Annotated in this window: 21 protein-coding genes; 12 read left to right on the top strand and 9 right to left on the bottom strand. The window is 71.7% G+C overall.

Annotated elements, in window-relative coordinates; genetic code table 11:
• Nucleotides 1-122: 122 nt before the first annotated feature.
• The gene (gcvP, locus tag EBH09_RS05310; RefSeq protein ID WP_121745808.1) at nt 123-3,008 is read left to right on the top strand and encodes an aminomethyl-transferring glycine dehydrogenase; all 2,886 of its coding nucleotides are present in this window, start codon (nt 123-125) and stop codon (nt 3,006-3,008) included.
• Between the two features lie 69 nt (nt 3,009-3,077).
• Here gcvP and EBH09_RS05305 read toward each other — a convergent pair whose 3' ends face one another.
• The 5 genes from EBH09_RS05305 to EBH09_RS05285 form a co-directional block, all read right to left on the bottom strand.
• Nucleotides 3,078-3,497 carry a TOBE domain-containing protein gene (locus EBH09_RS05305; protein WP_121745807.1) on the bottom strand — a complete coding sequence of 140 codons (420 nt, stop codon included), beginning with the start codon at nt 3,495-3,497 and terminating at the stop codon, nt 3,078-3,080.
• A 26-nt stretch (nt 3,498-3,523) separates the two neighbouring features.
• Nucleotides 3,524-4,666, bottom strand: coding sequence for an ABC transporter ATP-binding protein (locus tag EBH09_RS05300; protein ID WP_121745806.1), 1,143 nt, complete (start codon nt 4,664-4,666; stop codon nt 3,524-3,526).
• A complete protein-coding gene (gene modB / locus EBH09_RS05295) occupies nt 4,663-5,472 on the bottom strand; it encodes a molybdate ABC transporter permease subunit (RefSeq protein ID WP_121745805.1) in 810 nt (269 codons plus the stop codon). The genes EBH09_RS05300 and modB overlap by 4 nt, the downstream gene beginning before the upstream one ends.
• On the bottom strand, nt 5,469-6,305 hold the full coding sequence (modA, locus tag EBH09_RS05290) for a molybdate ABC transporter substrate-binding protein (protein ID WP_121745804.1): 837 nt from the start codon (nt 6,303-6,305) through the stop codon (nt 5,469-5,471). The genes modB and modA overlap by 4 nt, the downstream gene beginning before the upstream one ends.
• Nucleotides 6,306-6,508: 203 nt before the next feature.
• Nucleotides 6,509-6,904: a helix-turn-helix transcriptional regulator gene (locus tag EBH09_RS05285; RefSeq protein WP_121745803.1), complete on the bottom strand. Its 396-nt coding sequence runs from the start codon at nt 6,902-6,904 to the stop codon at nt 6,509-6,511.
• A gap of 96 nt (nt 6,905-7,000) precedes the next feature.
• Between EBH09_RS05285 and EBH09_RS05280 the strand changes: the two genes are divergently transcribed.
• The 5 genes from EBH09_RS05280 to EBH09_RS05260 are packed head-to-tail and all read left to right on the top strand — an operon-like array spanning nt 7,001 to nt 11,841.
• Entirely contained in the window at nt 7,001-7,273 is a 273-nt protein-coding gene (locus tag EBH09_RS05280) for a hypothetical protein (protein WP_121745802.1), read from the top strand.
• On the top strand, nt 7,270-7,359 hold the full coding sequence (gene kdpF / locus EBH09_RS05275; RefSeq protein ID WP_121745801.1) for a K(+)-transporting ATPase subunit F: 90 nt from the start codon (nt 7,270-7,272) through the stop codon (nt 7,357-7,359). Before EBH09_RS05280 ends, kdpF begins: the two co-directional genes overlap by 4 nt.
• Nucleotides 7,360-7,367: 8 nt before the next feature.
• A complete protein-coding gene (kdpA, locus tag EBH09_RS05270) occupies nt 7,368-9,029 on the top strand; it encodes a potassium-transporting ATPase subunit KdpA (protein ID WP_121745800.1) in 1,662 nt (553 codons plus the stop codon).
• Nucleotides 9,029-11,167, top strand: coding sequence for a potassium-transporting ATPase subunit KdpB (gene kdpB / locus EBH09_RS05265; RefSeq protein WP_121745799.1), 2,139 nt, complete (start codon nt 9,029-9,031; stop codon nt 11,165-11,167). Before kdpA ends, kdpB begins: the two co-directional genes overlap by 1 nt.
• 5 nt (nt 11,168-11,172) lie before the next feature.
• Nucleotides 11,173-11,841: a potassium-transporting ATPase subunit C gene (locus tag EBH09_RS05260; RefSeq protein WP_121745798.1), complete on the top strand. Its 669-nt coding sequence runs from the start codon at nt 11,173-11,175 to the stop codon at nt 11,839-11,841.
• A gap of 136 nt (nt 11,842-11,977) precedes the next feature.
• Here the strand turns inward: EBH09_RS05260 and EBH09_RS05255 are convergent, their stop codons facing one another.
• Nucleotides 11,978-12,181, bottom strand: a complete 204-nt coding sequence (locus tag EBH09_RS05255; protein WP_121745797.1) for a DUF5999 family protein — start codon at nt 12,179-12,181, stop codon at nt 11,978-11,980.
• Between the two features lie 285 nt (nt 12,182-12,466).
• Nucleotides 12,467-13,051, bottom strand: coding sequence for a hypothetical protein (locus tag EBH09_RS05250; RefSeq protein WP_193776115.1), 585 nt, complete (start codon nt 13,049-13,051; stop codon nt 12,467-12,469).
• Nucleotides 13,052-13,605: 554 nt separating this feature from the next.
• Here EBH09_RS05250 and EBH09_RS05245 point away from each other — a divergent pair.
• Nucleotides 13,606-15,123 (top strand): glutamate--cysteine ligase, encoded by a 1,518-nt coding sequence (locus tag EBH09_RS05245; protein ID WP_121745795.1) that lies wholly within the window; start codon nt 13,606-13,608, stop codon nt 15,121-15,123.
• Nucleotides 15,124-15,273: 150 nt separating this feature from the next.
• Complete coding sequence (locus EBH09_RS05240; protein WP_121745794.1) at nt 15,274-16,104, top strand: type II CAAX endopeptidase family protein; 831 nt, start codon at nt 15,274-15,276, stop codon at nt 16,102-16,104.
• Nucleotides 16,105-16,128: 24 nt separating this feature from the next.
• Here the strand turns inward: EBH09_RS05240 and EBH09_RS05235 are convergent, their stop codons facing one another.
• Nucleotides 16,129-16,938, bottom strand: a complete 810-nt coding sequence (locus EBH09_RS05235) for a PhzF family phenazine biosynthesis protein (protein WP_121745793.1) — start codon at nt 16,936-16,938, stop codon at nt 16,129-16,131.
• A 203-nt stretch (nt 16,939-17,141) separates the two neighbouring features.
• On the opposite strand from EBH09_RS05235, the gene EBH09_RS05230 reads away from it, so the two are divergent.
• Nucleotides 17,142-17,792, top strand: coding sequence for a PadR family transcriptional regulator (locus EBH09_RS05230; RefSeq protein ID WP_121746250.1), 651 nt, complete (start codon nt 17,142-17,144; stop codon nt 17,790-17,792).
• Nucleotides 17,793-17,893: 101 nt separating this feature from the next.
• Here EBH09_RS05230 and EBH09_RS05225 read toward each other — a convergent pair whose 3' ends face one another.
• Nucleotides 17,894-18,061, bottom strand: a complete 168-nt coding sequence (locus EBH09_RS05225) for a hypothetical protein (RefSeq protein WP_121745792.1) — start codon at nt 18,059-18,061, stop codon at nt 17,894-17,896.
• A 220-nt stretch (nt 18,062-18,281) separates the two neighbouring features.
• Between EBH09_RS05225 and EBH09_RS05220 the strand changes: the two genes are divergently transcribed.
• From EBH09_RS05220 to EBH09_RS05210, 3 genes are all read left to right on the top strand, one after another.
• Nucleotides 18,282-18,821 carry a Clp protease N-terminal domain-containing protein gene (locus EBH09_RS05220; RefSeq protein ID WP_121745791.1) on the top strand — a complete coding sequence of 180 codons (540 nt, stop codon included), beginning with the start codon at nt 18,282-18,284 and terminating at the stop codon, nt 18,819-18,821.
• A gap of 99 nt (nt 18,822-18,920) precedes the next feature.
• Nucleotides 18,921-19,925, top strand: a complete 1,005-nt coding sequence (locus EBH09_RS05215) for an EamA family transporter (RefSeq protein WP_121745790.1) — start codon at nt 18,921-18,923, stop codon at nt 19,923-19,925.
• A 190-nt stretch (nt 19,926-20,115) separates the two neighbouring features.
• The gene (locus tag EBH09_RS05210) at nt 20,116-21,057 is read left to right on the top strand and encodes an EamA family transporter (RefSeq protein WP_121745789.1); all 942 of its coding nucleotides are present in this window, start codon (nt 20,116-20,118) and stop codon (nt 21,055-21,057) included.
• Nucleotides 21,058-21,138: the final 81 nt, after the last annotated feature.

Genomic DNA, 21,138 nt, shown 5'->3' with positions numbered 1-21,138 from the left:
AGCCGGGAGCGCCCTCGGGCCCGCCCGGTGAAGCTCTCAGGTCGAGATGACAGAGGGGGAGGCCGTACGGGTACCCGCGCCGTGGTGCCCCTCGAAGGTCGTCAGACCAGGAGGCCTCCGCAATGACCGCCCATCGCACCCCGCTCTCCGAACTCGAACAGGCAATGCCGTTCGAGCAGCGCCACATCGGCCCCGATCACGAGGCTCGGGCCAAGATGCTCGCGCAGGTCGGTTACGGTTCGCTCGACGAGCTGACGGCCGCCGCGGTGCCGGATGTGATCAAGAACGCAGACGCGCTGGACCTGCCCGGTGCGCGCTCCGAGGCCGAGGTGCTGGCCGAACTGCGCTCCCTGGCCGACCGCAACCAGGTCCTCGACTCCATGATCGGCCTCGGCTACTACGGCACCTTCACCCCGCCGGTCATCCTGCGCAACGTCATGGAGAACCCGGCCTGGTACACCGCGTACACGCCGTACCAGCCGGAGATCTCCCAGGGCCGTCTCGAGGCCCTGCTGAACTTCCAGACGATGGTCGCGGAGCTCACCGGCCTGCCCACCTCCGGCGCCTCGCTGCTCGACGAGGGCACCGCGGCCGCCGAGGCGATGGCCCTCTCCCGGCGCATGGGCAAGAACAAGAAGGGCCTCTTCCTGGTCGACGCGGACGCCCTGCCGCAGACCATCGCCGTGATCCAGACCCGCGCGGAGCCGACCGGCGTCGAGGTCGTCGTCGCCGACCTGAGCGACGGCATCCCGGCCGAGGTCGCCGAGCGGGAGATCAACGGCGTCCTGATCCAGTACCCCGGCGCCTCCGGTGCCGTACGCGACATCAAGCCGGTGATCGACCGGGCGCACGAACTCGGCGCCCTGGTCACCGTCGCCGCCGACCTGCTCGCCCTCACGCTGCTCACCTCGCCCGGCGAGCTGGGCGCCGACATCGCCATCGGCACGACGCAGCGCTTCGGTGTGCCGATGGGCTTCGGCGGGCCGCACGCCGGCTACATGGCGGTGCACGAGAAGTTCGCCCGCAGCCTGCCCGGCCGCCTGGTCGGCGTCTCCGTGGACGCCGACGGCAACAAGGCCTACCGCCTCGCCCTGCAGACCCGCGAGCAGCACATCCGCCGCGAGAAGGCCACCAGCAACATCTGCACCGCGCAGGTGCTGCTCGCCGTGATGGCCGGCATGTACGCCGTGTACCACGGGCCCGAGGGGCTGCGGGCCATCGCGCGCCGCACCCACCGGTACGCCTCGATCACCGCCGCGGGTCTCGCGGCCGGTGGCGTCGAGGTCGTGCACGGCGCCTACTTCGACACGGTCACCGTGCGGGTGCCCGGCCGGGCCGACGCGATCGTCCACGCCGCCCGCGGGAACGGCATCAACCTGCGGCTCGTCGACGCCGACCACCTGTCGTTCGCCTGCGACGAGACGACCACGCGCGCCCAGGTCGGCGGCGTGTGGAACGCCTTCGGCGTCGAGGGCGACATCGAGGCGCTGGACGCGGCGACCGAGGAGACGCTCCCCGAGGCGCTGCTGCGCACCGACGACTTCCTCACCCACCCCGTCTTCCACCAGCACCGTTCCGAGACCGCGATGCTGCGCTACCTGCGCCGCCTCGCCGACCGCGACTACGCGCTGGACCGCGGCATGATCCCGCTGGGCTCCTGCACCATGAAGCTCAACGCGACCACCGAGATGGAGCCGGTCACCTGGTCCGAGTTCGGGCAGCTGCACCCCTTCGCGCCCGCCGAGCAGGCGCAGGGCTACCTCACCCTCATCCGGGAGCTGGAGGAGCGGCTCGCCGAGGTCACCGGGTACGACAAGGTCTCGCTCCAGCCGAACGCCGGGTCGCAGGGCGAGTTCGCCGGTCTGCTCGCCGTACGCGCCTACCACCGCGCCAACGGCGACGACCAGCGCACCGTCTGCCTCATCCCGTCCTCCGCGCACGGCACCAATGCCGCGAGCGCCGTCATGGCCGGCATGAAGGTCGTCGTCGTCAAGACCGCCGAGGACGGCGAGATCGACGTCGAGGACCTGCGCGCCAAGATCGAGAAGCACCGCGACGAGCTGTCCGTGCTGATGATCACCTACCCCTCCACGCACGGCGTCTTCGAGGAGCACGTCGCCGACATCTGCGCCCGGGTGCACGACGCCGGCGGCCAGGTCTACGTGGACGGCGCGAACCTCAACGCCCTGGTGGGCCTCGCCAAGCCCGGTCACTTCGGTGGCGACGTCTCGCACCTGAACCTGCACAAGACCTTCTGCATCCCGCACGGCGGCGGCGGTCCCGGCGTCGGCCCCGTGGCCGTACGGTCGCACCTGGCGCCGTACCTGCCCAACCACCCGATGCAGCCCGCGGCCGGTCCGCAGACGGGCGTCGGCCCGATCTCGGCGGCGCCGTGGGGCTCGGCGGGCATCCTGCCGATCTCGTGGTCGTACGTCCGGCTGATGGGCGGCGAGGGCCTCAAGCGCGCCACGCAGGTGGCGGTGCTCTCCGCCAACTACATCGCCAAGCGCCTGGAGCCGCACTTCCCGGTGCTGTACAACGGCCCCGGCGGGCTGGTCGCGCACGAGTGCATCATCGACCTGCGACCGCTGACCAAGGCGACCGGCGTGAGCGTCGACGACGTCGCCAAGCGGCTGATCGACTACGGCTTCCACGCACCGACGATGTCGTTCCCGGTGGCCGGCACGCTGATGATCGAGCCGACCGAGTCCGAGGACCTGGCCGAGCTGGACCGGTTCTGCGAGGCGATGATCGCCATCCGCGCGGAGATCGAGAAGGTCGGCTCCGGCGCCTGGTCCGCGGACGACAACCCGCTGCGGGGCGCGCCGCACACCGCCGGTGCGCTGGCCGGTGAGTGGGACCACGCGTACACGCGCGAGGAGGCCGTCTTCCCGGCCGGGGTGTCCGCCGCCGAGAAGTACTGGCCGCCGGTGCGCCGTGTCGACCAGGCCTTCGGTGACCGGAACCTGGTCTGTTCCTGCCCGCCGCTGGACGCCTACGAGGACTGAGCCGCCGGCACGGGAGAGAGGCTCCGTGCAGGGCCCGGGACGGCCCTGCACGGAGCCTCTCGCCGTGAGTCACGCGGTGGCCAGCGACACCTCCGTCGACTTGACCAGCGCGACGACGGGAACGCCGACGGACAGCCCCAGGTCGTCGGCGGCCTCCCGGGTGACCGCGGCGGTCAGCTCGGCGCCCTCGACGGCGACCCGGACGGAGGCCATGGCGTCGCCGGTGGTGAGGGCGGTGACCGTACCGGCCAGCCGGTTGCGGATGGACAGGCCCTCGACGCGGCCGGTCGCCACGGACACCTCCGTGGCCTTCACCAGGGCGCGGACCTCGGTCCCGGCGGTGAGGGAGAGGTCGTCGGCGGCCTCCCGGGTGATCGCCGCGGTGAGGTCCTGGCCGCCCGAGAGGCGGATCCTGACCGTCGCCATGGCCTCGCCCGGGTTGACGGCGGTGACGGTGCCGGGGAGCTGGTTGCGGATGCTCAGGCTCATGAGGGCACCGTAGCCCGATCGGGGCGCTATGCCGGGTATGCGTGTGTCTGCGTCGCCTTGACCGTCGCCCACACCGGTGCGCCCGGGTGGAGGCCGAGCTCGGCCGCCGCCACCGTGGTGAGGTCGGCGGCGAGCGGGAGTTCGCCGGTGAGGTCCACACGGATCTGGTCACCGTGGGTCTCCAGTCCGGCGACCTCGCAGTGCCACAGGTTCCGGGCGCTGGAGCCCGTGGGGCGCTCCGCGTACAGCGTCACGGCGCCCGGCGGGAACGCCACGAAGACCGGACCGGAGAGGTCTTCGGTGGTGGTGATGGCCGGACCGGCGTCGAGGCGGACCGTGTGGCCGTCGGCCCGCCCGCGGTAGAGGTTCAGGCCGACCAACTGCGCGATGTAGTCCGTGCGCGGCCGGCGGGCGATGTCGGCGGGGCCGCCCTCCTGGACGACCCTGCCGTTCTCGACCACCACCAGCCGGTCGGCCAGCACCATGGCGTCCAGGGGGTCGTGCGTGACCAGCACGGCCACGGCCTCGAAGTCGGCGAGATGGCGGCGGAGCTGCGCCCGCACCTCCAGCCGCGTGCGGGCGTCCAGCGCCGCGAGGGGCTCGTCCAGGAGCAGCAGCCGGGGGTTGGTGGCCAGGGCGCGGGCGAGTGCGACGCGCTGGGCCTGACCGCCGGACAGGCGGCGCGGCTTGGCGCCCGCGTGGTCGGCGAGGCCCATGCGGTCCAGCCAGGCGGTGGCCCGCGCCCGGGCCTCGGCCTTGCCCGCGCCCCGGCAGCGCGGACCGAACGCGACGTTGTCGAGCGCGGTGAGGTGCGGGAAGAGCAGGTAGTCCTGGAAGACCACGCCGACCGGGCGGGCCTCGGGCGGCGTACGGTCCAGGGCGACACCGTCGAGGCGCAGGTGGCCGTCGGCGAGCGGGACGAGGCCGGCGAGCGCGCGCAGGGCGGTGGTCTTGCCGGCGCCGTTGGGGCCCAGCAGGGCGACGACGTCGCCGGGCGCGGCGGTCAGCGCGACGTCCAGATGGAACGTGCCGCGGTCCACGACGAGCCGGGTGTCGAGGCCGCCGTCGGGCGCGTGGCCGCCGGTGGAGTCCACGGCGGTGGTCGGTTCGTCGGTGTCGGTCGTGTCGTCCCCGTCCGGCCGGTCGGACGCCTCGCCCAAGCCGGTCATGATGCCCTCATCCAGCGGTCCCGGAGGCCGGCCAGTACGGCGATGGAGACGGCCAGCAGCACCAGGCTGAGGGCGATCGCCGCCGCCGGGTCGTTCTGCAGGGCGAGATAGACCGCCAGCGGCATGGTCTGGGTGCGGCCCGGGAAGTTGCCCGCGAACGTGATCGTCGCCCCGAACTCGCCCAGCGCCCGCGCCCAGGCCAGGACGGCGCCCGCCGCGATGCCCGGCGCGATCAGCGGCAGCGTGACCCGGCGGAACGCGGTGAAGCGAGAGGCGCCCAGCGTCGTGGCGGCCTCCTCGAAGCGCGGGTCGGCGGCGCGCAGGGTGCCCTCCACGCTGATGACCAGGAACGGCATCGCCACGAATGTCTCCGCGAGGATGACACCCGTCGTCGTGAACGGCAGCGTGATCCCGAACCACGCGTCCAGCCACTGCCCGATGACGCCGTTGCGCCCGAACGCCAGCAGGAGCGCCACACCGCCCACCACCGGGGGGAGTACGAGTGGCAGGGTCACCAGCGCGCGGACGAAACCGCGGCCGGGGAACTCCGTGCGCGCCAGCAGCCAGGCCAGTGGCACGCCGACGACCAGGCTCAACGCGGTCGCCGACGTGGCGCACAGCAGCGACAGCCGCAGGGCCTGCCACACCTCCGGGCTGGCCAGCTGGCCGGGCAGGTCGCGCCACGGTGCCCGTACCAGCAGGGCGATCAGGGGCAGCAGCAGGAACGCCAGGCCGACGAGGGCGGGTACCAGCAGGGGGACCGGCACCATGCGGGCGCCGGTCCTGGGCACGCCGGGTTTCCTCATGGCGTGCGGAACCCGGCCGCGGTCAGCACCCGCTGCCCCTCGGCGGACTTCACCAGCTCGATGAAGGCCTTGCCCGCTTCGGCGTTGGGAGCCTCCTTGAGAAGCGTGATCGGGTAGTCGTTGACGGCCTTGGCCGACTCGGGGAAGTCCACGCCGGTCACCTTGCCGCCGGCCGCCTTCACGTCGGTCTTGTAGACGACGGCGGCGTCGGCCTCCTTCAGCTCGACCTTGGTCAGGGCGGCCTTGACGTCCTGCTCGTACGAGACCGGGGTGAGCCGGAGGCCGCCGGCCTCCAGCGCCTTCTGTGCCGCGCCGCCACATGGCACCGACTTGTCGCACAGCACGACCTTGAGCCCGGAGCCCGTGAGGTCCCTCAAGGACGTGATCTTGTCGGGGTTGCCCGGGAGGGTGGCGATCTCCAGTTGGTTGCGCACGAAGGTGGACGGCGCGCCATCCGTGGCCCCGGCGTCGGTGACGGTGGCCATCGTCCCGGGGCTGGCGGAGGCGAACACGTCCGCCGGGGCGCCGCCGGTGACACTGGCGGCGAGGGTGTCGCTGCCGGCGAAGTTGAAGGTGACCTCGGTGCCCGGGTGCTGCTTCTCGAACTGCTCACCGAGCGTCGTGAAGCTCTCCTTGAGTGAGGCGGCGGCGAAGACGGTGACCTGGCCGGAGACCTCCGGCGAGGAGGACGACGAGGAACCCGCGGAGTCCGAGTCCGCGTCCGAGCCGGAGGACGACGAGCACGCGCTCAGGGCGAGCAGCGCGGCGGCTCCCGCACCGCTCACCCGCAGGCTCCGGCGGATGCGGCGGGTCCTGCACACGGAACGGGTCATCACGGGCGACTCCCTCGGCGTCTGGGCAGGAGTCCGACGGGCTCCGCGGCCGGGCTGGGCGGCCGGGCGCACGGCGGGCTCTCCGTTGCGTCGATCATACTTCCGCATCTGCGAGGGGTAAGTCTGCTGTCGCATCGCATGAGCCAGTCAGTTCCGAGAAATGCCTGGCATGTGCGTTCATACGGACCGACGGTGGCTGCGGGTCAGGCCCTGTCGATATGGACGTTCGTCGACTTCACGCGGGCGGTGGCCTCCATGCCGACCTCCAGGCCCAGTTCCTCGACCGCTTCCCGGGTCAGCAGGGAGACGAGCCGGTGCGGGCCGGCCTGGATCTCGACCTGGGCCGCCACGTCGCCGAGCTTGATCGCGGTCACGATGCCGGGGAAGGCGTTGCGGACCGAGGTGTACGGCGTCTCCTCGTCGGCGCCGCCGGACCGGGCCAGGCCGACCGAGAACGCGGCCAGGTCGCGCCCGTCGACGAGCCGCCGCCCGCCCTCGTCGCGGTGGGTGGTGATCCGGCCCGCGTCGGCCCAGCGGCGGGCGGTGTCCGGACTGACGCCGAGCAGCCGCGCCGCCTGGCCGATCGTGTAGGACTGCATGCCGGTCACGATAGGGCGCCGCAAGGAAGTGGTGGTGACGCGGGGCCGACCGTCGGGTATGACGCGATCCGGCGTCGGTCTCCGCGGAGGACGGAGATGGCCGGCCTGGGTGAGATGACGCTCGGCCTGGACCGCGCCGTGATCACCCACGGCACCCTCGTAAGAGATCCGTCAAAGCGGCACGGGCCGCCGTATGGGACCCGTCAACGGTGGTCGCTTCCGGTCGCGGCAGGGGCTTTGCTCGAAGCGTCCCAGTCGCAACCGAACCCACTCCAGGAGCTCACGATGGCCGATCTGGCCTTCGTCGTCACCACGATCGCGGTCTTCGCGCTGGTGGCTCTCGTCGCCAAGGGGGTGACGAAGCTGTGACCGCCGAGAACATCGTCGGCCTGTTCGTGGCCGTCGCCCTGCTGGGCTATCTCGTCCTCGCCCTGATCTTCCCGGAGAGGTTCTGAGAGTACCCATGGGTCCCGTAACCGCCGGCGTGCTCCAAATGCTCGCCCTCATCGGCGCTCTGGCTGTCGTGCACGCCCCACTGGGCAACCACATGGCCCGGATCTACTCCTCCCCCAGGCACCTGCGGGTCGAGAAGTGGATCTACAAGGGCATCGGTGCCGACCCGGACACGGAGATGCGCTGGACCGCGTACCTGCGCGGCGTGCTCGCCTTCTCCTTCGCCGGTGTCCTCTTCCTCTACCTGCTCCAGCGCGTCCAAGGCGTCCTGCCGGGCTCGCTCGGCTTCGACTCGGTGGAGCCGGCGCAGGCCTTCAACACCGCCGCGTCGTTCGTGGCCAACACCAACTGGCAGTCGTACTACGGCGAACAGACGATGGGGCACGTCGTGCAGACCGCCGGTCTCGCCGTGCAGAACTTCGTCTCCGCGGCGGTCGGCATGGCGGTGGCCGTCGCCCTCGTGCGGGGTTTCGCCCGCGCTCGCACCGGGGAGCTGGGCAACTTCTGGTCGGACCTGGTGCGCGGGGTCGTCCGCGTGCTGGTGCCACTGGCCGTCCTCGGCGCGCTCGTGCTGGTCGCCTGCGGAGTCATCCAGAACTTCTCCGGTATCCACGAGGTCGGCCAGTTCCTGGGCGGCCCGCAGCAGTGGAACGGCGGGGCCGTCGCCTCGCAGGAGGTCATCAAGGAGCTGGGCACCAACGGCGGCGGCTACTTCAACGCCAACAGCGCGCACCCCTTCGAGAACCCGACGCCGTTCACCAACCTGTTCGAGATCTTCCTGATCCTGCTCATCCCGGTCTCCCTGACCCGGACCTTCGGCGTCATGGTCGGCTCGGTGCGCCAGGGCTACGCGATCCTCGCGACCATGGCCACCATCTGGGTCGGCTTCGTCGGCCTCATGATGTGGACCGAGTTCGCCCACCAGGGGCCCGCGTTGCAGGCGGCCGGCGGCGCGATGGAGGGCAAGGAACTGCGCTTCGGGGTCGGCGGCTCGTCGATCTTCGCGGTGACCACGACGCTCACCTCCACCGGTGCCGTCGACTCCTTCCACTCGTCGTACACCGGGTTCGGCGGCGGCATCACCATGCTGGGCATGATGCTGGGCGAGATCGCGCCCGGCGGTGTCGGCTCCGGTCTCTACGGCATGCTGATCATGGCGATCATCGCCGTGTTCATCGCGGGGCTCATGGTCGGGCGCACACCGGAGTACCTCGGCAAGAAGATCGGCCCCCGCGAGATCAAGCTGGCGGCCGTCTACATCCTGATCACTCCGGCGCTGGTGCTGGTGTTCACCTCGCTGTCCATGGCCCTGCCGACGCCGCCGAACTCGATGCTCAACCCCGGCGCCCACGGCTTCTCCGAGGTGCTGTACGCCTTCACCTCCGCCGCGAACAACAACGGCTCGGCATTCGCCGGCCTGAACGCGAACACCGACTGGTTCAACACCACGACCGGGCTCGCGATGCTGCTCGGCCGCTTCCTGCCGATGGTGTTCGTCCTGGCGCTGGCCGGCTCGCTGGCCGGGCAGCAGCCGGTGCCGGCGACCGCGGGCACCCTGCGCACCGAGAAGCCGATGTTCACCGGCCTGCTGGTGGGCGCGATCCTGATCATCGTCGGTCTCACCTACTTCCCGGTGCTGGCCCTGGGCCCGCTGGCCGAAGGGCTGGCGTGATGACCGCTCGTACACAGAAGCACGAGGACTCCATGTCCACAGCCACTTCCACCGCCGCCACCGAGAACCGGGCGCCGCACAGCGGCATACCCACCGGCCGCCCGTCCTCCGAGGGCCGTGTCGGCGGGGGGCTCTTCGAACCCGCGCGACTGGTCGCGTCGCTGCCCGAGGCGTTCCGCAAGCTCGATCCGAGGGCGATGGCCAAGTCGCCGGTGATGTTCGTGGTGTGGATCGGCTCGGTGCTGACCACCGCCTTCTCCTTCACTGACCCCGGGGACTGGTTCGGCTGGACCATCAGCGCCTGGCTCTGGCTGACCGTGCTCTTCGCCAATCTGGCGGAGGCCGTCGCCGAGGGCCGGGGCAAGGCCCAGGCCGACACGCTGCGCAGGGCCAAGACCGGCACGGTCGCCCGCCGGGTGGACGGGAGCGCGGTCCCCGGCACCGAGCTGGGCGTCGGCGACCTGGTGGTCTGCGAGGCCGGAGACGTCATACCGGGCGACGGCGACGTCGTCGAGGGTGTCGCCTCGGTCGACGAGTCGGCCATCACCGGTGAGTCGGCGCCCGTCATCCGCGAGTCGGGCGGCGACCGCAGCGCCGTCACCGGCGGGACGAAGGTCCTCTCCGACCGCGTCGTCGTCAGGATCACCACAAAGCCGGGCGAGACCTTCATCGACCGGATGATCAGCCTGGTCGAGGGCGCGGCACGCCAGAAGACCCCTAACGAGATCGCGCTGAACATCCTGCTCGCCTCGCTGACCGTCGTCTTCCTGCTGGCCTGCGCCACGCTGACGCCGCTCGCGGACTACGCGGGCACCGAACTGACGATGGTCGTCCTGGTGGCCCTGCTGGTCTGCCTGATCCCGACCACGATCGGTGCCCTGCTCTCCGCGATCGGCATCGCGGGCATGGACCGCCTGGTCCAGCGCAACGTGCTGGCGATGTCGGGCCGTGCCGTCGAGGCGGCCGGCGACGTCTCCACGCTGCTGCTGGACAAGACCGGCACGATCACGCTCGGCAACCGTCAGGCGGCCGAGTTCGTGCCGGTGCGCGGTACGACGGAGGCGCAGGTGGCGGACGCCGCCCAGCTCTCCTCACTGGCCGACGAGACCCCCGAGGGCCGCTCGGTCGTCGTCCTCGCCAAGGAGGGGTACGGGCTGCGCGAGCGGCATCAGGGCGAGCTGACCGGCGCCGAATGGATCTCCTTCACCGCGCAGACCCGCATGTCCGGCGTGGACGTCGACGGCCGCAGGATCCGCAAGGGAGCGGCCGGGTCGGTGACGGCCTGGGTGCGCGAGCGCGGCGGCCAGGTCGCCGAGGAGACGGAACGGCTGGCCGACGCCATCTCCGCGGCGGGCGGAACGCCGCTGCTGGTCGCCGTGGAGGACGGCGACGGAGCCCGCGTCCTCGGCGTGGTCCATCTGAAGGACGTCGTCAAGCAGGGCATGCGGGAGCGGTTCGAGGAGCTGCGGCGCATGGGCATCAGGACCGTGATGATCACGGGCGACAACCCGTTGACGGCCAAGGCGATCGCCGACGAGGCAGGCGTCGACGACTTCCTCGCGGAGGCCACGCCCGAGGACAAGATGGCCCTGATCAAGCGCGAGCAGGCCGACGGCAAGCTGGTCGCGATGACCGGCGACGGCACCAACGACGCGCCCGCGCTCGCGCAGGCCGACGTCGGCGTGGCGATGAACACGGGCACGTCGGCCGCCAAGGAGGCCGGCAACATGGTCGACCTCGACTCCAACCCGACGAAGCTCATCGAGATCGTCGAGATCGGCAAGCAGCTCCTCATCACGCGGGGCGCGCTCACCACGTTCTCCATCGCCAACGACGTCGCCAAGTACTTCGCGATCATCCCGGCGCTGTTCGCGGCGGTCTACCCCGGCCTGGACAAGCTCAACATCATGCGGCTGTCCTCGCCGGACTCGGCGATCCTGTCGGCGGTCGTCTTCAACGCGCTGATCATCGTCGTGCTGGTGCCGCTCGCCCTGCGCGGTGTGCGGTACAAGCCGATGAGCGCGGACCGGATGCTCCGGCGCAACCTCGCGGTCTACGGCCTGGGCGGACTGGTCGCCCCCTTCGTCGGCATCAAGATCATCGACATGCTCCTGTCCCTCATCCCCGGAATCGGTTGACCGCCATGAACAACTCGGTATCGAACACCGCGCGGTTGCTCGGGGCCGGCCTGCGTGCCCTCCTCGTGCTGACCCTGGTGACGGGCGTCATCTACCCACTGGCGGTCACGGGAGTCGCCCAGGCCCTGTTCAACGGCAAGGCGAACGGCTCGGAAGTCTCGGCCGACGGCCGCGTGGTGGGGTCGTCGCTGATCGGGCAGTCGTACAACCTGCCGCTGGAACCGGGGCAGGAGACTCCGGAACGCGACCTGAAGTGGTTCCAGGGCCGCCCGGCCAACGGTCTGGGGGAGAACACCCTCAACACCCGGTACCGGCTGATCCTGTCCGGCGCCACCAACCGGGCCGCCGACAATCCGGAGCTGGTCGAGCAGGTGAGGGCGGCGCAGGCCGCCGTCATCGAGGACAACTCGGTCCCCGGCCACCCCGTCGAGCGGTCCGAGATCCCCGCCGACGCGGTGACCTCCTCCGGCTCTGGACTGGACCCGGACATCTCACCGGACTACGCCGACTTGCAGGTGCCCCGGGTCGCCCGGGAGAACGGCCTGTCCGTCGCGAAGGTACGGGGGCTCGTCGACCGGCACACCCAGGGCCGCACCCTCGGCTTCATCGGCGAGCCGCGGGTCAACGTCCTCGCACTGAACATCGCCCTCGAGGAGCTCGTGACGAAGGGCTGAGCGGGAGCGTCGGCATGTGACGGCATGGCACGACGAGCGGAAGCCGGACACGCGTCAGGGCCGGTTCGCAGAGGATGTCTGCGGGCCGGCCCCGCGAATCACCGGGCGGAGTGGAGTCACCCCGCCCGGCCTGTGCTCAGGCGGCGCTCATCAGACCCGCGCCGACAGGGCGGTGCGGGGCGATGACCTGGCCGTCCGGCAGGAGCTCACCGGTGTCCTCGAAGAGGACGACGCCGTTGCACAGCAGGCTCCAGCCCTGCTCCGGGTGGTGCGCCACGAGGCGGGCGGATTCCCGGTCGGCGGAGTCGACTGACGGACACGGTGGCTGGTGCTGACACATGAGTGGGGTCTCTCGGTCTGTTGAGTCGGGTGAGGTCGCTGTCTTGTCTGTCCTGCGGCGTGAAGCTTCGTTCATGGCCGCCCCCCGTTGTTTAAGTCGGTCCGAACCCAGTGTTGCCCTACGGGCCTCGATCCGCAGGTATTTCGCAGCACCGCTTCTCACTGGTTGATGACGCGTCACCCGCGCGGACGGTTCAGCTCAACTGCACTGTCACTTCGGATGGTTCGGCATGGCCTTATATGGCTAGTCCGCTCGGGTCGGGAGGCGGCCGACGGGAGAGGCCGGTCAGGCGGGGGAGCGCAGCAGCCGGGTCGGCGTCACCCGGTGGGTGAGAACCGGCAGCAGCTCGGCGACCCGGTGCGGCCGGTGGGCCGCGATGCCGGGCGGGGCCGGCGCCAGCGGCACCAGCAGGTCGGTGGCCGCGGGGTGTCCGGCGGCGGCGTCCGCGGTGCGGTCGCCGTGCAGCCACAGCGTGAGCATGTAGAGCCCGGGGACCGACAGCAGACGCGGCTGGTAGGCCTGGGGCACCGACTCGGCCTGACGCAGCGCGTGCTCGGTCGAGGCGACGTAGGGGCCCTCGAAGAAGTGCGAGAACGCCCATCCGTCGGGGGTCAGCATGGTCTCCGCCGCCGCCACCGCGCGGTCGCCACAGCGGATCAGGAACCGCCACCCGGTCAGCCGCGTCACCGCCACGCCCTCCGCCGTGATCCGGTCCAGGACATGCACGGGCAGCGGCAGTTCGGGCGTGGCGGGTCCCTGGGCGCCGAGCAGGGACGGGGTCCGGGCCTCGCGGACCGCGGTGGGAGACGAGAGGGCGGTGAGGACGGAGCGCAGGGCGGGCGCGGGAGCCGGGGGGACATGCAGGGGCATGATGGGTCGCCTCTCATTCGAAGGCACGGTGGCGCGAGGGCGGGGCGGGGGCGGACGACGCTGTCAGCTCACGTGGCTGGGGAGGCAGAGGCCGGGGTCCGGGAACCGAGAAGGGGGTGAGGCCTGCCGCGCGTCAGCTCGGCGGCAGGATCCATCGACCGTGGGCGCCGGTCATCTGCCTTGTCCGCGGAGTTTATACGACATGTGTTCAGACTGTGTTTCGGCTAGCGGATTCCGGCAACCAGTACAAGGTTGCATTCGGCCGTCGAAATGCGGGAATCATCCGGATTTCGTGCCGGGTGTACGACGGTGACCTCGGGGAATGTTCACCGAGCGGTCGGCCAATTGGCGTCGGCGATTTTCACGACTTCCCGGCCGTGGAAACTGCTCGACGCGACATGCCCGATGAATGTGCCACCGGTCACATCGGCACAGCGTAGCGGGTGCCGGGCCGGTGCGGGGACGTTATCGATCGCTTCGGCTGGGCATCATCCCACCTGACCGGTCCCCGGCGGCCGGATCTTCGACTCACCGCTCCGAGAAGGGACTCTTCCATGGGGGAGAAGGTCGTGGCAGGTCAGTTCGACCTGTCCGATCGCCAGCGCTACCGCGAGAAGCTCCAGCGGTGCCTGACGGGTCTGGAGCGACTTCTGGCGGAGAAGCGGTTCGACCGCCCGAAGAACCTGATGGGGCTGGAGATCGAATTGAATCTCGTCGGTGCCGACGGGATGCCGAAAATGTTGAATGCGCAAGTCCTTGAGCGCATCGCGAGCCGTGACTTCCAAACAGAACTCGCCATGTTCAACCTGGAGGTCAACATCGCTCCACACCGGCTGGGCGGCCGGGTATTCGACCGTCTGGCCGAGGAGATCCGTACGTCGCTGGCGTATGCGGACCGCAAGGCCGGCGAGGTCGACGCGGGCATCGCGATGATCGGCATTCTGCCGACGCTGGACCGGGACGACCTGGTCTCGTCCAATCTCTCCGCCGTCGACCGCTACGCCCTCCTCAACGAGCAGATCGTGGCCGCCCGCGGCGAGGACTTCACCCTCGACATCGAGGGTGTCGAGCGCCTGACCTGCACCTCCAAGTCCATCGCTCCCGAGGCCGCCTGCACCTCGGTGCAGTTGCACCTCCAGGTCACCCCGGACCGCTTCGCCGACGTGTGGAACGCGGCCCAGGCGGTCACCGCCGCGCAGATCGCCGTCGGCGCCAACGCGCCCTTCCTGTTCGGCCGCGAGCTGTGGCGGGAGTCGCGGCCCCCGCTGTTCCAGCAGTCCACCGACACGCGCCCGCCCGAACTCCAGGCCCAGGGCGTCCGGCCGCGCACCTGGTTCGGCGAGCGGTGGGTGACCTCGGCGTACGACCTGTTCGAGGAGAACCGGCGCTATTTCCCGGCGCTGCTCCCGATCTGCGACGACGAGGACCCGCTGGAGGTCCTGGACGCGGGTGGTGTGCCCTCGCTCTCCGAACTCGTCCTGCACAACGGCACCGTCTACCGCTGGAACCGCCCGGTCTACGACATCGCCGACGGCGTCCCGCACCTGCGCGTGGAGAACCGAGTCCTGCCCGCCGGGCCCACCGTCATCGATGTCATCGCCAACGCGGCCTTCTACTACGGCGTCGTGCGCGCGCTCGCCGAGGAGCCGAGGCCGCTGTGGACCCGGCTGCCGTTCGAGGCCGCCGCCGCCAACTTCGAGGCGGCGTGCCGCCACGGCATCGACGCCCGCTTCGAGTGGCCCAAGCGCGGCCGGCTCGGCGGCACCACCGAGGTCGACGCCGCGGTCCTCGTACGCGACGAACTGCTGCCGCTCGCCGAGGCCGGTCTCGACGCGTGGGGCGTGGAGCCCGCCGACCGGGACCTGTACCTCGGCGTGATCGAGGAGCGGTGCCGGCGCCGGGTCAACGGCGCGTCCTGGCAGGCGGCCACGTTCCACCGGGCGCTGGAGGCCGGCCTGTCGCGGGAGGCCGCGCTGGCCGCCACGACCCGCCGCTACGTCGAGCTCATGCGCGAGGGCGACCCCGTGCACCTGTGGCCGGTGGGCCTGCCGGAGCCCGCGCCGCTGGGCTGAGACCCGGCGGGGCCAGGGGGAAGGGCCGGCGCCCGCGTCTCCCGGGCGCCGGGACAGTACCGGCGCCGGACCGCGCCGGGACCGCCCCCGCCGCGCGTCGCCTCATACTGATCGGGCAAGCTGTGACGTTCCAGCTGGAGGCAGGTGTGCATGGCGGAGGCGGGCCCGGTGGACGATTCGTTCCCTCAGAAGCCACTTCATGGAGGGCCGGTTCCTCATCGGGAGCGGCTCCCGCGAAGGGTCCTGCGTGACGAGACGCTGCTCGTCCTGGCGTTGTCGCTCGGCGCCAGCGGGGTGTCCGCCCTCATCAGCTTCATCGGCTCGGTCACCCGGCCCGGCGGACTCAAGGACCAGGCGGCCACCCTCAACGCCTCCGCCGCGCCCGGCCGTCCCTGGCTGGACCTGGCCTGGCAGCTCTTCGGGATCACCACGGCGCTCGTCCCGGTCGCCCTGGTCGCGCACCTCCTGCTGCGGGAGGGAAGCGGCCTGCGCGCGCTCGGCTTCGACCGCACCCGTCCGTGGCCGGACCTGGGCCGCGGTGCTGTCGTCGCCGCCGCCATCGGCAGCACCGGCATCGCCTTCTACCTGGCCGCCCGGGGCCTCGGCTTCAACCTCACCGTGGTGCCCGAGGCCCTGCCCGAGGTGTGGTGGAAGTACCCCGTGCTGATCCTCTCGGCGGTGCAGAACTCCGTCCTGGAGGAGGTCATCGTCGTCGGCTACCTGCTGCGCCGGCTCGACCAGCTCGGCTGGGGCCCGGGCGCGTCGCTCGCGGCCAGTTCGGTGCTGCGCGGGTCGTACCACCTCTATCAGGGCATCGGCGGCTTCATCGGCAACATGGTGATGGGCGTCGTGTTCGTGTACCTGTACCGCCGGTGGGGACGGGTGGGGCCGCTGGTGGTGGCGCACTCGCTGCTCGACATCGGAGCCTTCGTGGGCTACGCGCTGCTGGCCGGGAAGGTGGACTGGCTGCCGACCGCGTGACGCGGAGGGGACGACGGGAGGCCATCAGGCCAGTAGCTCACCCTCGATCACCGTCACCGCGCGCCCGCTCAGCAGCGTGCGCTCGCCGCGCAGCTCCGTACGGACCCGGCCGGAGCGGGGCGAGGCCTGCATCCCGGTCAGGACGGGGCGGCCCAGGCGCTCGGACCAGAAGGGCGCGAGGGCGGTGTGGGCGCTGCCGGTGACCGGGTCCTCGTCGATGCCGACGTTCGGGAAGAAGCAGCGGGAGACGTAGTCGTAGCCACGGGCGGCGTCCTGCGCACGGGCGGTGGCGATGATGCCGCGCTCGGAGTACGCCGCCAGCGCCTTGTGGTCCGGGGCCAGGCCGCGGACCGTCTTCTCGTCGGCGACCTCGACCAGCAGGTCCCCGATGTCCGGCCCGGTGTCCAGGACGGCTAGGGGCTCGGCGCCCAGGGCCTCGGCGACGCCCTCCGGGGCCTCGACCGGGGTAAGCGGCGCGGTGGGGAAGTCCAGGGTGATCGAGCCGTCCTCGTCCGGCGTCGCGACGAGGACGCCACTGCGGGTGGCGAACCGCACCGCGCCCTCGTGGGCGCCGGTGGTGTGCAGGACGTGGGCCGTGGCGAGCGTCGCGTGGCCGCACATCGCGACCTCGGTGGCCGGGGTGAACCAGCGCAGCGCCCAGTCGGCCTCGCCGCCCTCGGGCAGGCGATGGGTGAACGCGGTCTCGGCGTGGTTGACCTCCAGGGCGATCTGCTGGAGCCGGTCGTCGTCCGGGAAGGCGTCGAGGAGCAGGACCCCGGCGGGGTTGCCGGCGAAGGGCCGGTCGGTGAAGGCGTCGACGATTCGGATACGCATGCCCCGACGCTAGACGCTCCGCGAATCCGCGGACCAAGGCCAATTCGTGAGTTCTGGACCGGGTTTCCCGCCGGGCGGTCATGACGACGACGGACGCTCGTCGGCGGCGGCACCGGAGGGCTTGTCAGGCGATAGCTTCCGATATATCGTTGAGGCATCGCGATTGATACGCGACAGATCAAAGACTGAATGGAGTGATGACGATGCGTAACCACGGATACGAGCGTGGGCACGGTGGACGCGGCCACGGAGAGGGTGGCCCCTTCGGCCGCGGCGGCTTCGACGGCCGGCGTGCGGCCTTCGGTCCCTTCGGGCCGGGCGGCCCCGGTGGTGGTGGCCCCGGCGGACCCTTCGGGCCGGGATTCGGCCACGGAGGGCCCTGGGGAGGCCGCGGACGCGGCGGTCCCAGGGGAAGGGCACGGCGCGGCGACGTACGGGCGTCGATCCTGGCCCTGCTGAAGGACCGGCCGATGCACGGCTACGAGATGATCCAGGAGATCGCCGAGCGCAGCGGCGGGGCGTGGAAGCCCAGCCCCGGTTCGGTGTATCCCACCCTCCAGTTGCTGGAGGACGAGGGTCTGATCGCCAGCGAGAGCGAGGGCGGCAAGAAGCTCTTCGCGCTCACCGAGGCGGGCCGCACCGCGGCCGAGGAAGGCCCGGAGGCTCCCTGGGAAGAGGCCTCGCGGGGCGTCGACTGGGAGGCTCTGAACGACATCAGGCAGGCGGGCTTCGGGCTGATGGAGGCCTTCGGCCAGGTCTGGAAGACCGGCAGCAAGGAACAGCGGGAGAAGGCGCTCGCCGTCATCGGTGACGCCCGCAAGAAGCTGTACCTGATCCTCGCCGACGAGGACTGACCCGGTATGGCCGTCGCGAGGTGCCCCGCGGAGTGATCCGCGGGGCACCTGCGCGTGTGGCGCGCCCGGTCGGCCCAGTCGGCCGATCGCTCTCGGCCCGCTCAGTCGACGCGCCGTATCACCGCCGCGTCGAAGACGTCCCACGCGCGCGGGAAGGCGCTCTCTTCGTGGCAGTGCCACGCCTCCCAGAACAGGTCGGCGAGCAGCGCCTCCGCCGGGGCGTACACCCGGTACACGTACTGCCTGCCGTCGACCGCCGGCAGGGTCACGAGCCAGCACCTGCTCCTCATAACCCTGTTGGACCCGCGACGGCACGCTTCGGTTGCCCGAGGAGCCGCGTGGCAAGGGGGCGCGCGCCCGGCGGGGCGAAACGGCTTGATCTCATCCGCAAGGAGGAGATTCCGGCCCGGTGCGTCCACTCTGCGTGGGACGCGAAGATGCTTCCCTTCGGGGATGACCCGCTCTGGAGATGCTGATGGGCTAGGGGATGTGCAACCCCGTATCCCCCGGCAGTCGGCCGGCGAGCAGAACGGCCGGCGCCGGGACGGCACCGATCTCGATGCCCGGTTCAGCGAAGAACTGGCATCGGTGGTCACCGGCGCCCGCCGCAGAGCGGTGCGGGACGGCGACCGGCAGATCGACACGGCCCATCTGTTGCACTCCCTCCTCGAGTACGACCCCGAGGCCCGCGCCGTCCTGGGCGAGGGGCCCCAGGTCGCCCGGCTGCTCGGTTACCTCGTGCAGCGCAGCATCGGCTACGGCCTGCGCTGGCAGAGCACCGTGGAGGACTCCGGTGCCGTACCCGTGGTGACCGGGGGTACCGGTTTCTCGCCGCTGGCCGCCGCGGCCATGGAAGCCGCCTGTGTCCGTGCCGCCCGGCGCGGAGTGGACCGGGCCTGCGGTGTCGACCTGCTCGCGGCCCTCGTCACGGACCCGCAGGCGCGTGCCGTCGAGGTGCTCGGCCGCGCCGCCGTCGAGCCGCGCGCGGTGCTCGCCCGCGTGCGGAACCACTTCGAGCCGACGGCCTGAAGCCGAAGCCCAGGTCCCCGAAGCCGGGACCGGCCCGGCCGTCCAGTCGGTGAGACAGGTGTCATTGAGGGTGACGGTCATGTCGTCCCCTGTCATCATGTGCCGGTGCATACGTCTGACAGTGCTCGCGGCCGTCGCGGCAAGGGCGCCGGACTCGGCCTGGCGCTCGCGTCCGCGGTCGCCTTCGGAGGGTCGGGGGTCGCGGCCAAGCCGCTGATCGAGGCGGGACTCGACCCGCTCCACGTGGTGTGGCTGCGCGTGGCCGGCGCGGCCCTGGTCATGCTGCCGCTCGCCGTGCGCCACCGCGGGCTGCTGCGCCGACGGCCCGGGCTGCTCGCCGGCTTCGGGCTGCTGGCCGTGGCGGGTGTCCAGGCCTGCTACTTCGCCTCGATCTCCCGTATCCCCGTCGGCGTCGCGCTGCTCGTCGAGTACCTGGCGCCCGCGCTGGTCCTCGGCTGGGTGCGGTTCGTGCAGCGGCGGCCGGTGACGCGGGCGGCGGCGCTCGGCGTGGTCCTCGCGGTGGGGGGACTCGCCTGCGTGGTGGAGGTCTGGTCGGGGCTGGGCTTCGACGCCCTCGGACTGCTCCTCGCGCTCGGCGCCGCCTGCTGCCAGGTCGGCTACTTCGTCCTGTCCGACCAGGGCAGCGACGCCGGCGACGAGGCACCCGACCCGCTCGGCGTCATCGCCTACGGCCTGCTCGTCGGGGCCGCCGTGCTCACCGTCGTAGCCCGCCCCTGGTCGATGGACTGGTCCATCCTCACCCACGACGTCCGCATGGACGGCACACCCGTCGCCGCCGCCCTGCTGCTGGCCTGGATCGTGCTCATCGCCACGGTCCTCGCCTACGTCACCGGCATCGTCGCGGTGCGCCGCCTGTCGCCGCAGGTCGCGGGCGTCGTGGCCTGCCTCGAAGCGGTCATCGCGACCGTCCTGGCCTGGGTGCTGCTCGGCGAGCACCTCTCCGCCCCGCAGATCATCGGCGGCGTGGTGGTCCTGGTGGGCGCCTTCATCGCCCAGTCGTCGACGCCGGCGAAGGGCTCCGCGGACCCGGTGGCGAGCGGTGGACCCGAAAGGGAGTTGTCCAGCAGGGGAACGGCGACCTAGGGTACCGATCATGCATTCCGACGCACTCGTCCTCCCGCCTCCGACCGCCTGAGAGGCGGGCCCCTCCGAACAGCCCGGCGCGCTGCCGCCGGGCCGGACGACGCTGCCCGCAGACGCAGTCCCCGCGCTCCCGGTTCTTCCGGGGCCGCTTCGAACTTCCGCGCCCTGTGCGCGTCTGCGGAGAGAACTCGTGTCGAATGCCGTCTCAGGCCTGCCCGTCGGGCGTGGCCTCCTCTATCTGATCGTCGCCGGTGTCGCCTGGGGCACCGCCGGTGCCGCCGCCTCGCTGGTCTACCGGGCCAGCGACATGGGGCCCGTCGCCCTGTCGTTCTGGCGTTGCGCGGCCGGGCTCGTCCTGCTGCTCGCCGTCCGTCCGCTGCGCCGGCCCGCACGCCCGGCCGTACGCGAGCCGTTCGGCCGCAAGGCGCTGCGGGCCGTGGTCACCGGCCTCGGCCTCGCGGTGTTCCAGACCGCCTACTTCGCCGCGGTGCAGTCCACCGGGCTCGCCGTGGCCACCATCGTCACCCTCGGCGCCGGTCCGGTGCTGATCGCGCTCGGCGCGCGCCTCGCCCTCGGGGAGCAACTGGGCCGGGGCGGGGTCGCCGCCGTGACCGGGGCGCTCGCCGGGCTCGTGGTGCTCGTGCTCGGCGACGGAAGCACGACGGTCCGCGTGCCGGGCGTACTTCTCGCGCTGCTGTCCGCGGCCGGGTACTCGGCGATGACCCTGCTCACCCGCTGGTGGGGGCGCGGCGGCGCGGCGGACGCCGCCAGTACGTCCGCCGGGGCGTTCGCCGTCACCAGCCTGTGCCTGCTGCCGCTCGCCCTCGCGGAGGGCCTGCTGCCGCACACCGACGAGCCGGTCCGCCTCCTGTGGCTGCTGGCCTACGTCGCCGCGGTCCCGACCGCCCTCGCCTACGGGCTCTACTTCGCCGGCGCGGCCGTCGTCCGGTCGGCCACCGTCTCCGTGATCATGCTTCTGGAGCCGGTCAGCGCGGCGGCGCTGGCCGTCCTGCTGCTCGGCGAGCACCTCACCGCGGCGACGCTGGCCGGAACGCTGCTGATGCTCGGCTCGGTCGCGGGGCTCGCGGTGGCGGAGACACGGCAGGAACGGACACGGCCGGCGCCGGCGTGACGGCGGGGGGCCTCTCGACGGGAGAGGCCCCCTCCCCGCAGGGCGGGGAGCCGTCTTGGGGGCCGGACCTCTCTGCGCGGC

The organism is Streptomyces sp. E2N166, from assembly GCF_003671715.1.
Classification (GTDB): Bacteria; Actinomycetota; Actinomycetes; order Streptomycetales; family Streptomycetaceae; genus Streptomyces; species Streptomyces thinghirensis.
Note: the sequence above shows the minus strand (reverse complement) of the source record. Positions and strands in the feature narration are given on the sequence as shown.

Coding starts and splice junctions, on each gene's coding strand:
- EBH09_RS05305 (WP_121745807.1), bottom strand. CDS start 3,497: ATGAGCCTGAGCATCCGCAACCAGCTCCCCGGCACCGTCACCGCCGTC.
- modA (WP_121745804.1), bottom strand. CDS start 6,305: ATGACCCGTTCCGTGTGCAGGACCCGCCGCATCCGCCGGAGCCTGCGG.
- kdpB (WP_121745799.1), top strand. CDS start 9,029: ATGACCGCTCGTACACAGAAGCACGAGGACTCCATGTCCACAGCCACT.
- EBH09_RS05260 (WP_121745798.1), top strand. CDS start 11,173: ATGAACAACTCGGTATCGAACACCGCGCGGTTGCTCGGGGCCGGCCTG.
- EBH09_RS05245 (WP_121745795.1), top strand. CDS start 13,606: ATGGGGGAGAAGGTCGTGGCAGGTCAGTTCGACCTGTCCGATCGCCAG.
- gcvP (WP_121745808.1), top strand. CDS start 123: ATGACCGCCCATCGCACCCCGCTCTCCGAACTCGAACAGGCAATGCCG.
- EBH09_RS05285 (WP_121745803.1), bottom strand. CDS start 6,904: ATGCAGTCCTACACGATCGGCCAGGCGGCGCGGCTGCTCGGCGTCAGT.
- EBH09_RS05300 (WP_121745806.1), bottom strand. CDS start 4,666: ATGACCGGCTTGGGCGAGGCGTCCGACCGGCCGGACGGGGACGACACG.
- EBH09_RS05235 (WP_121745793.1), bottom strand. CDS start 16,938: ATGCGTATCCGAATCGTCGACGCCTTCACCGACCGGCCCTTCGCCGGC.
- EBH09_RS05255 (WP_121745797.1), bottom strand. CDS start 12,181: ATGTGTCAGCACCAGCCACCGTGTCCGTCAGTCGACTCCGCCGACCGG.
- EBH09_RS05230 (WP_121746250.1), top strand. CDS start 17,142: ATGCGTAACCACGGATACGAGCGTGGGCACGGTGGACGCGGCCACGGA.
- kdpA (WP_121745800.1), top strand. CDS start 7,368: ATGGGTCCCGTAACCGCCGGCGTGCTCCAAATGCTCGCCCTCATCGGC.
- EBH09_RS05240 (WP_121745794.1), top strand. CDS start 15,274: ATGGCGGAGGCGGGCCCGGTGGACGATTCGTTCCCTCAGAAGCCACTT.
- modB (WP_121745805.1), bottom strand. CDS start 5,472: ATGAGGAAACCCGGCGTGCCCAGGACCGGCGCCCGCATGGTGCCGGTC.
- EBH09_RS05280 (WP_121745802.1), top strand. CDS start 7,001: ATGGCCGGCCTGGGTGAGATGACGCTCGGCCTGGACCGCGCCGTGATC.
- EBH09_RS05250 (WP_193776115.1), bottom strand. CDS start 13,051: ATGCCCCTGCATGTCCCCCCGGCTCCCGCGCCCGCCCTGCGCTCCGTC.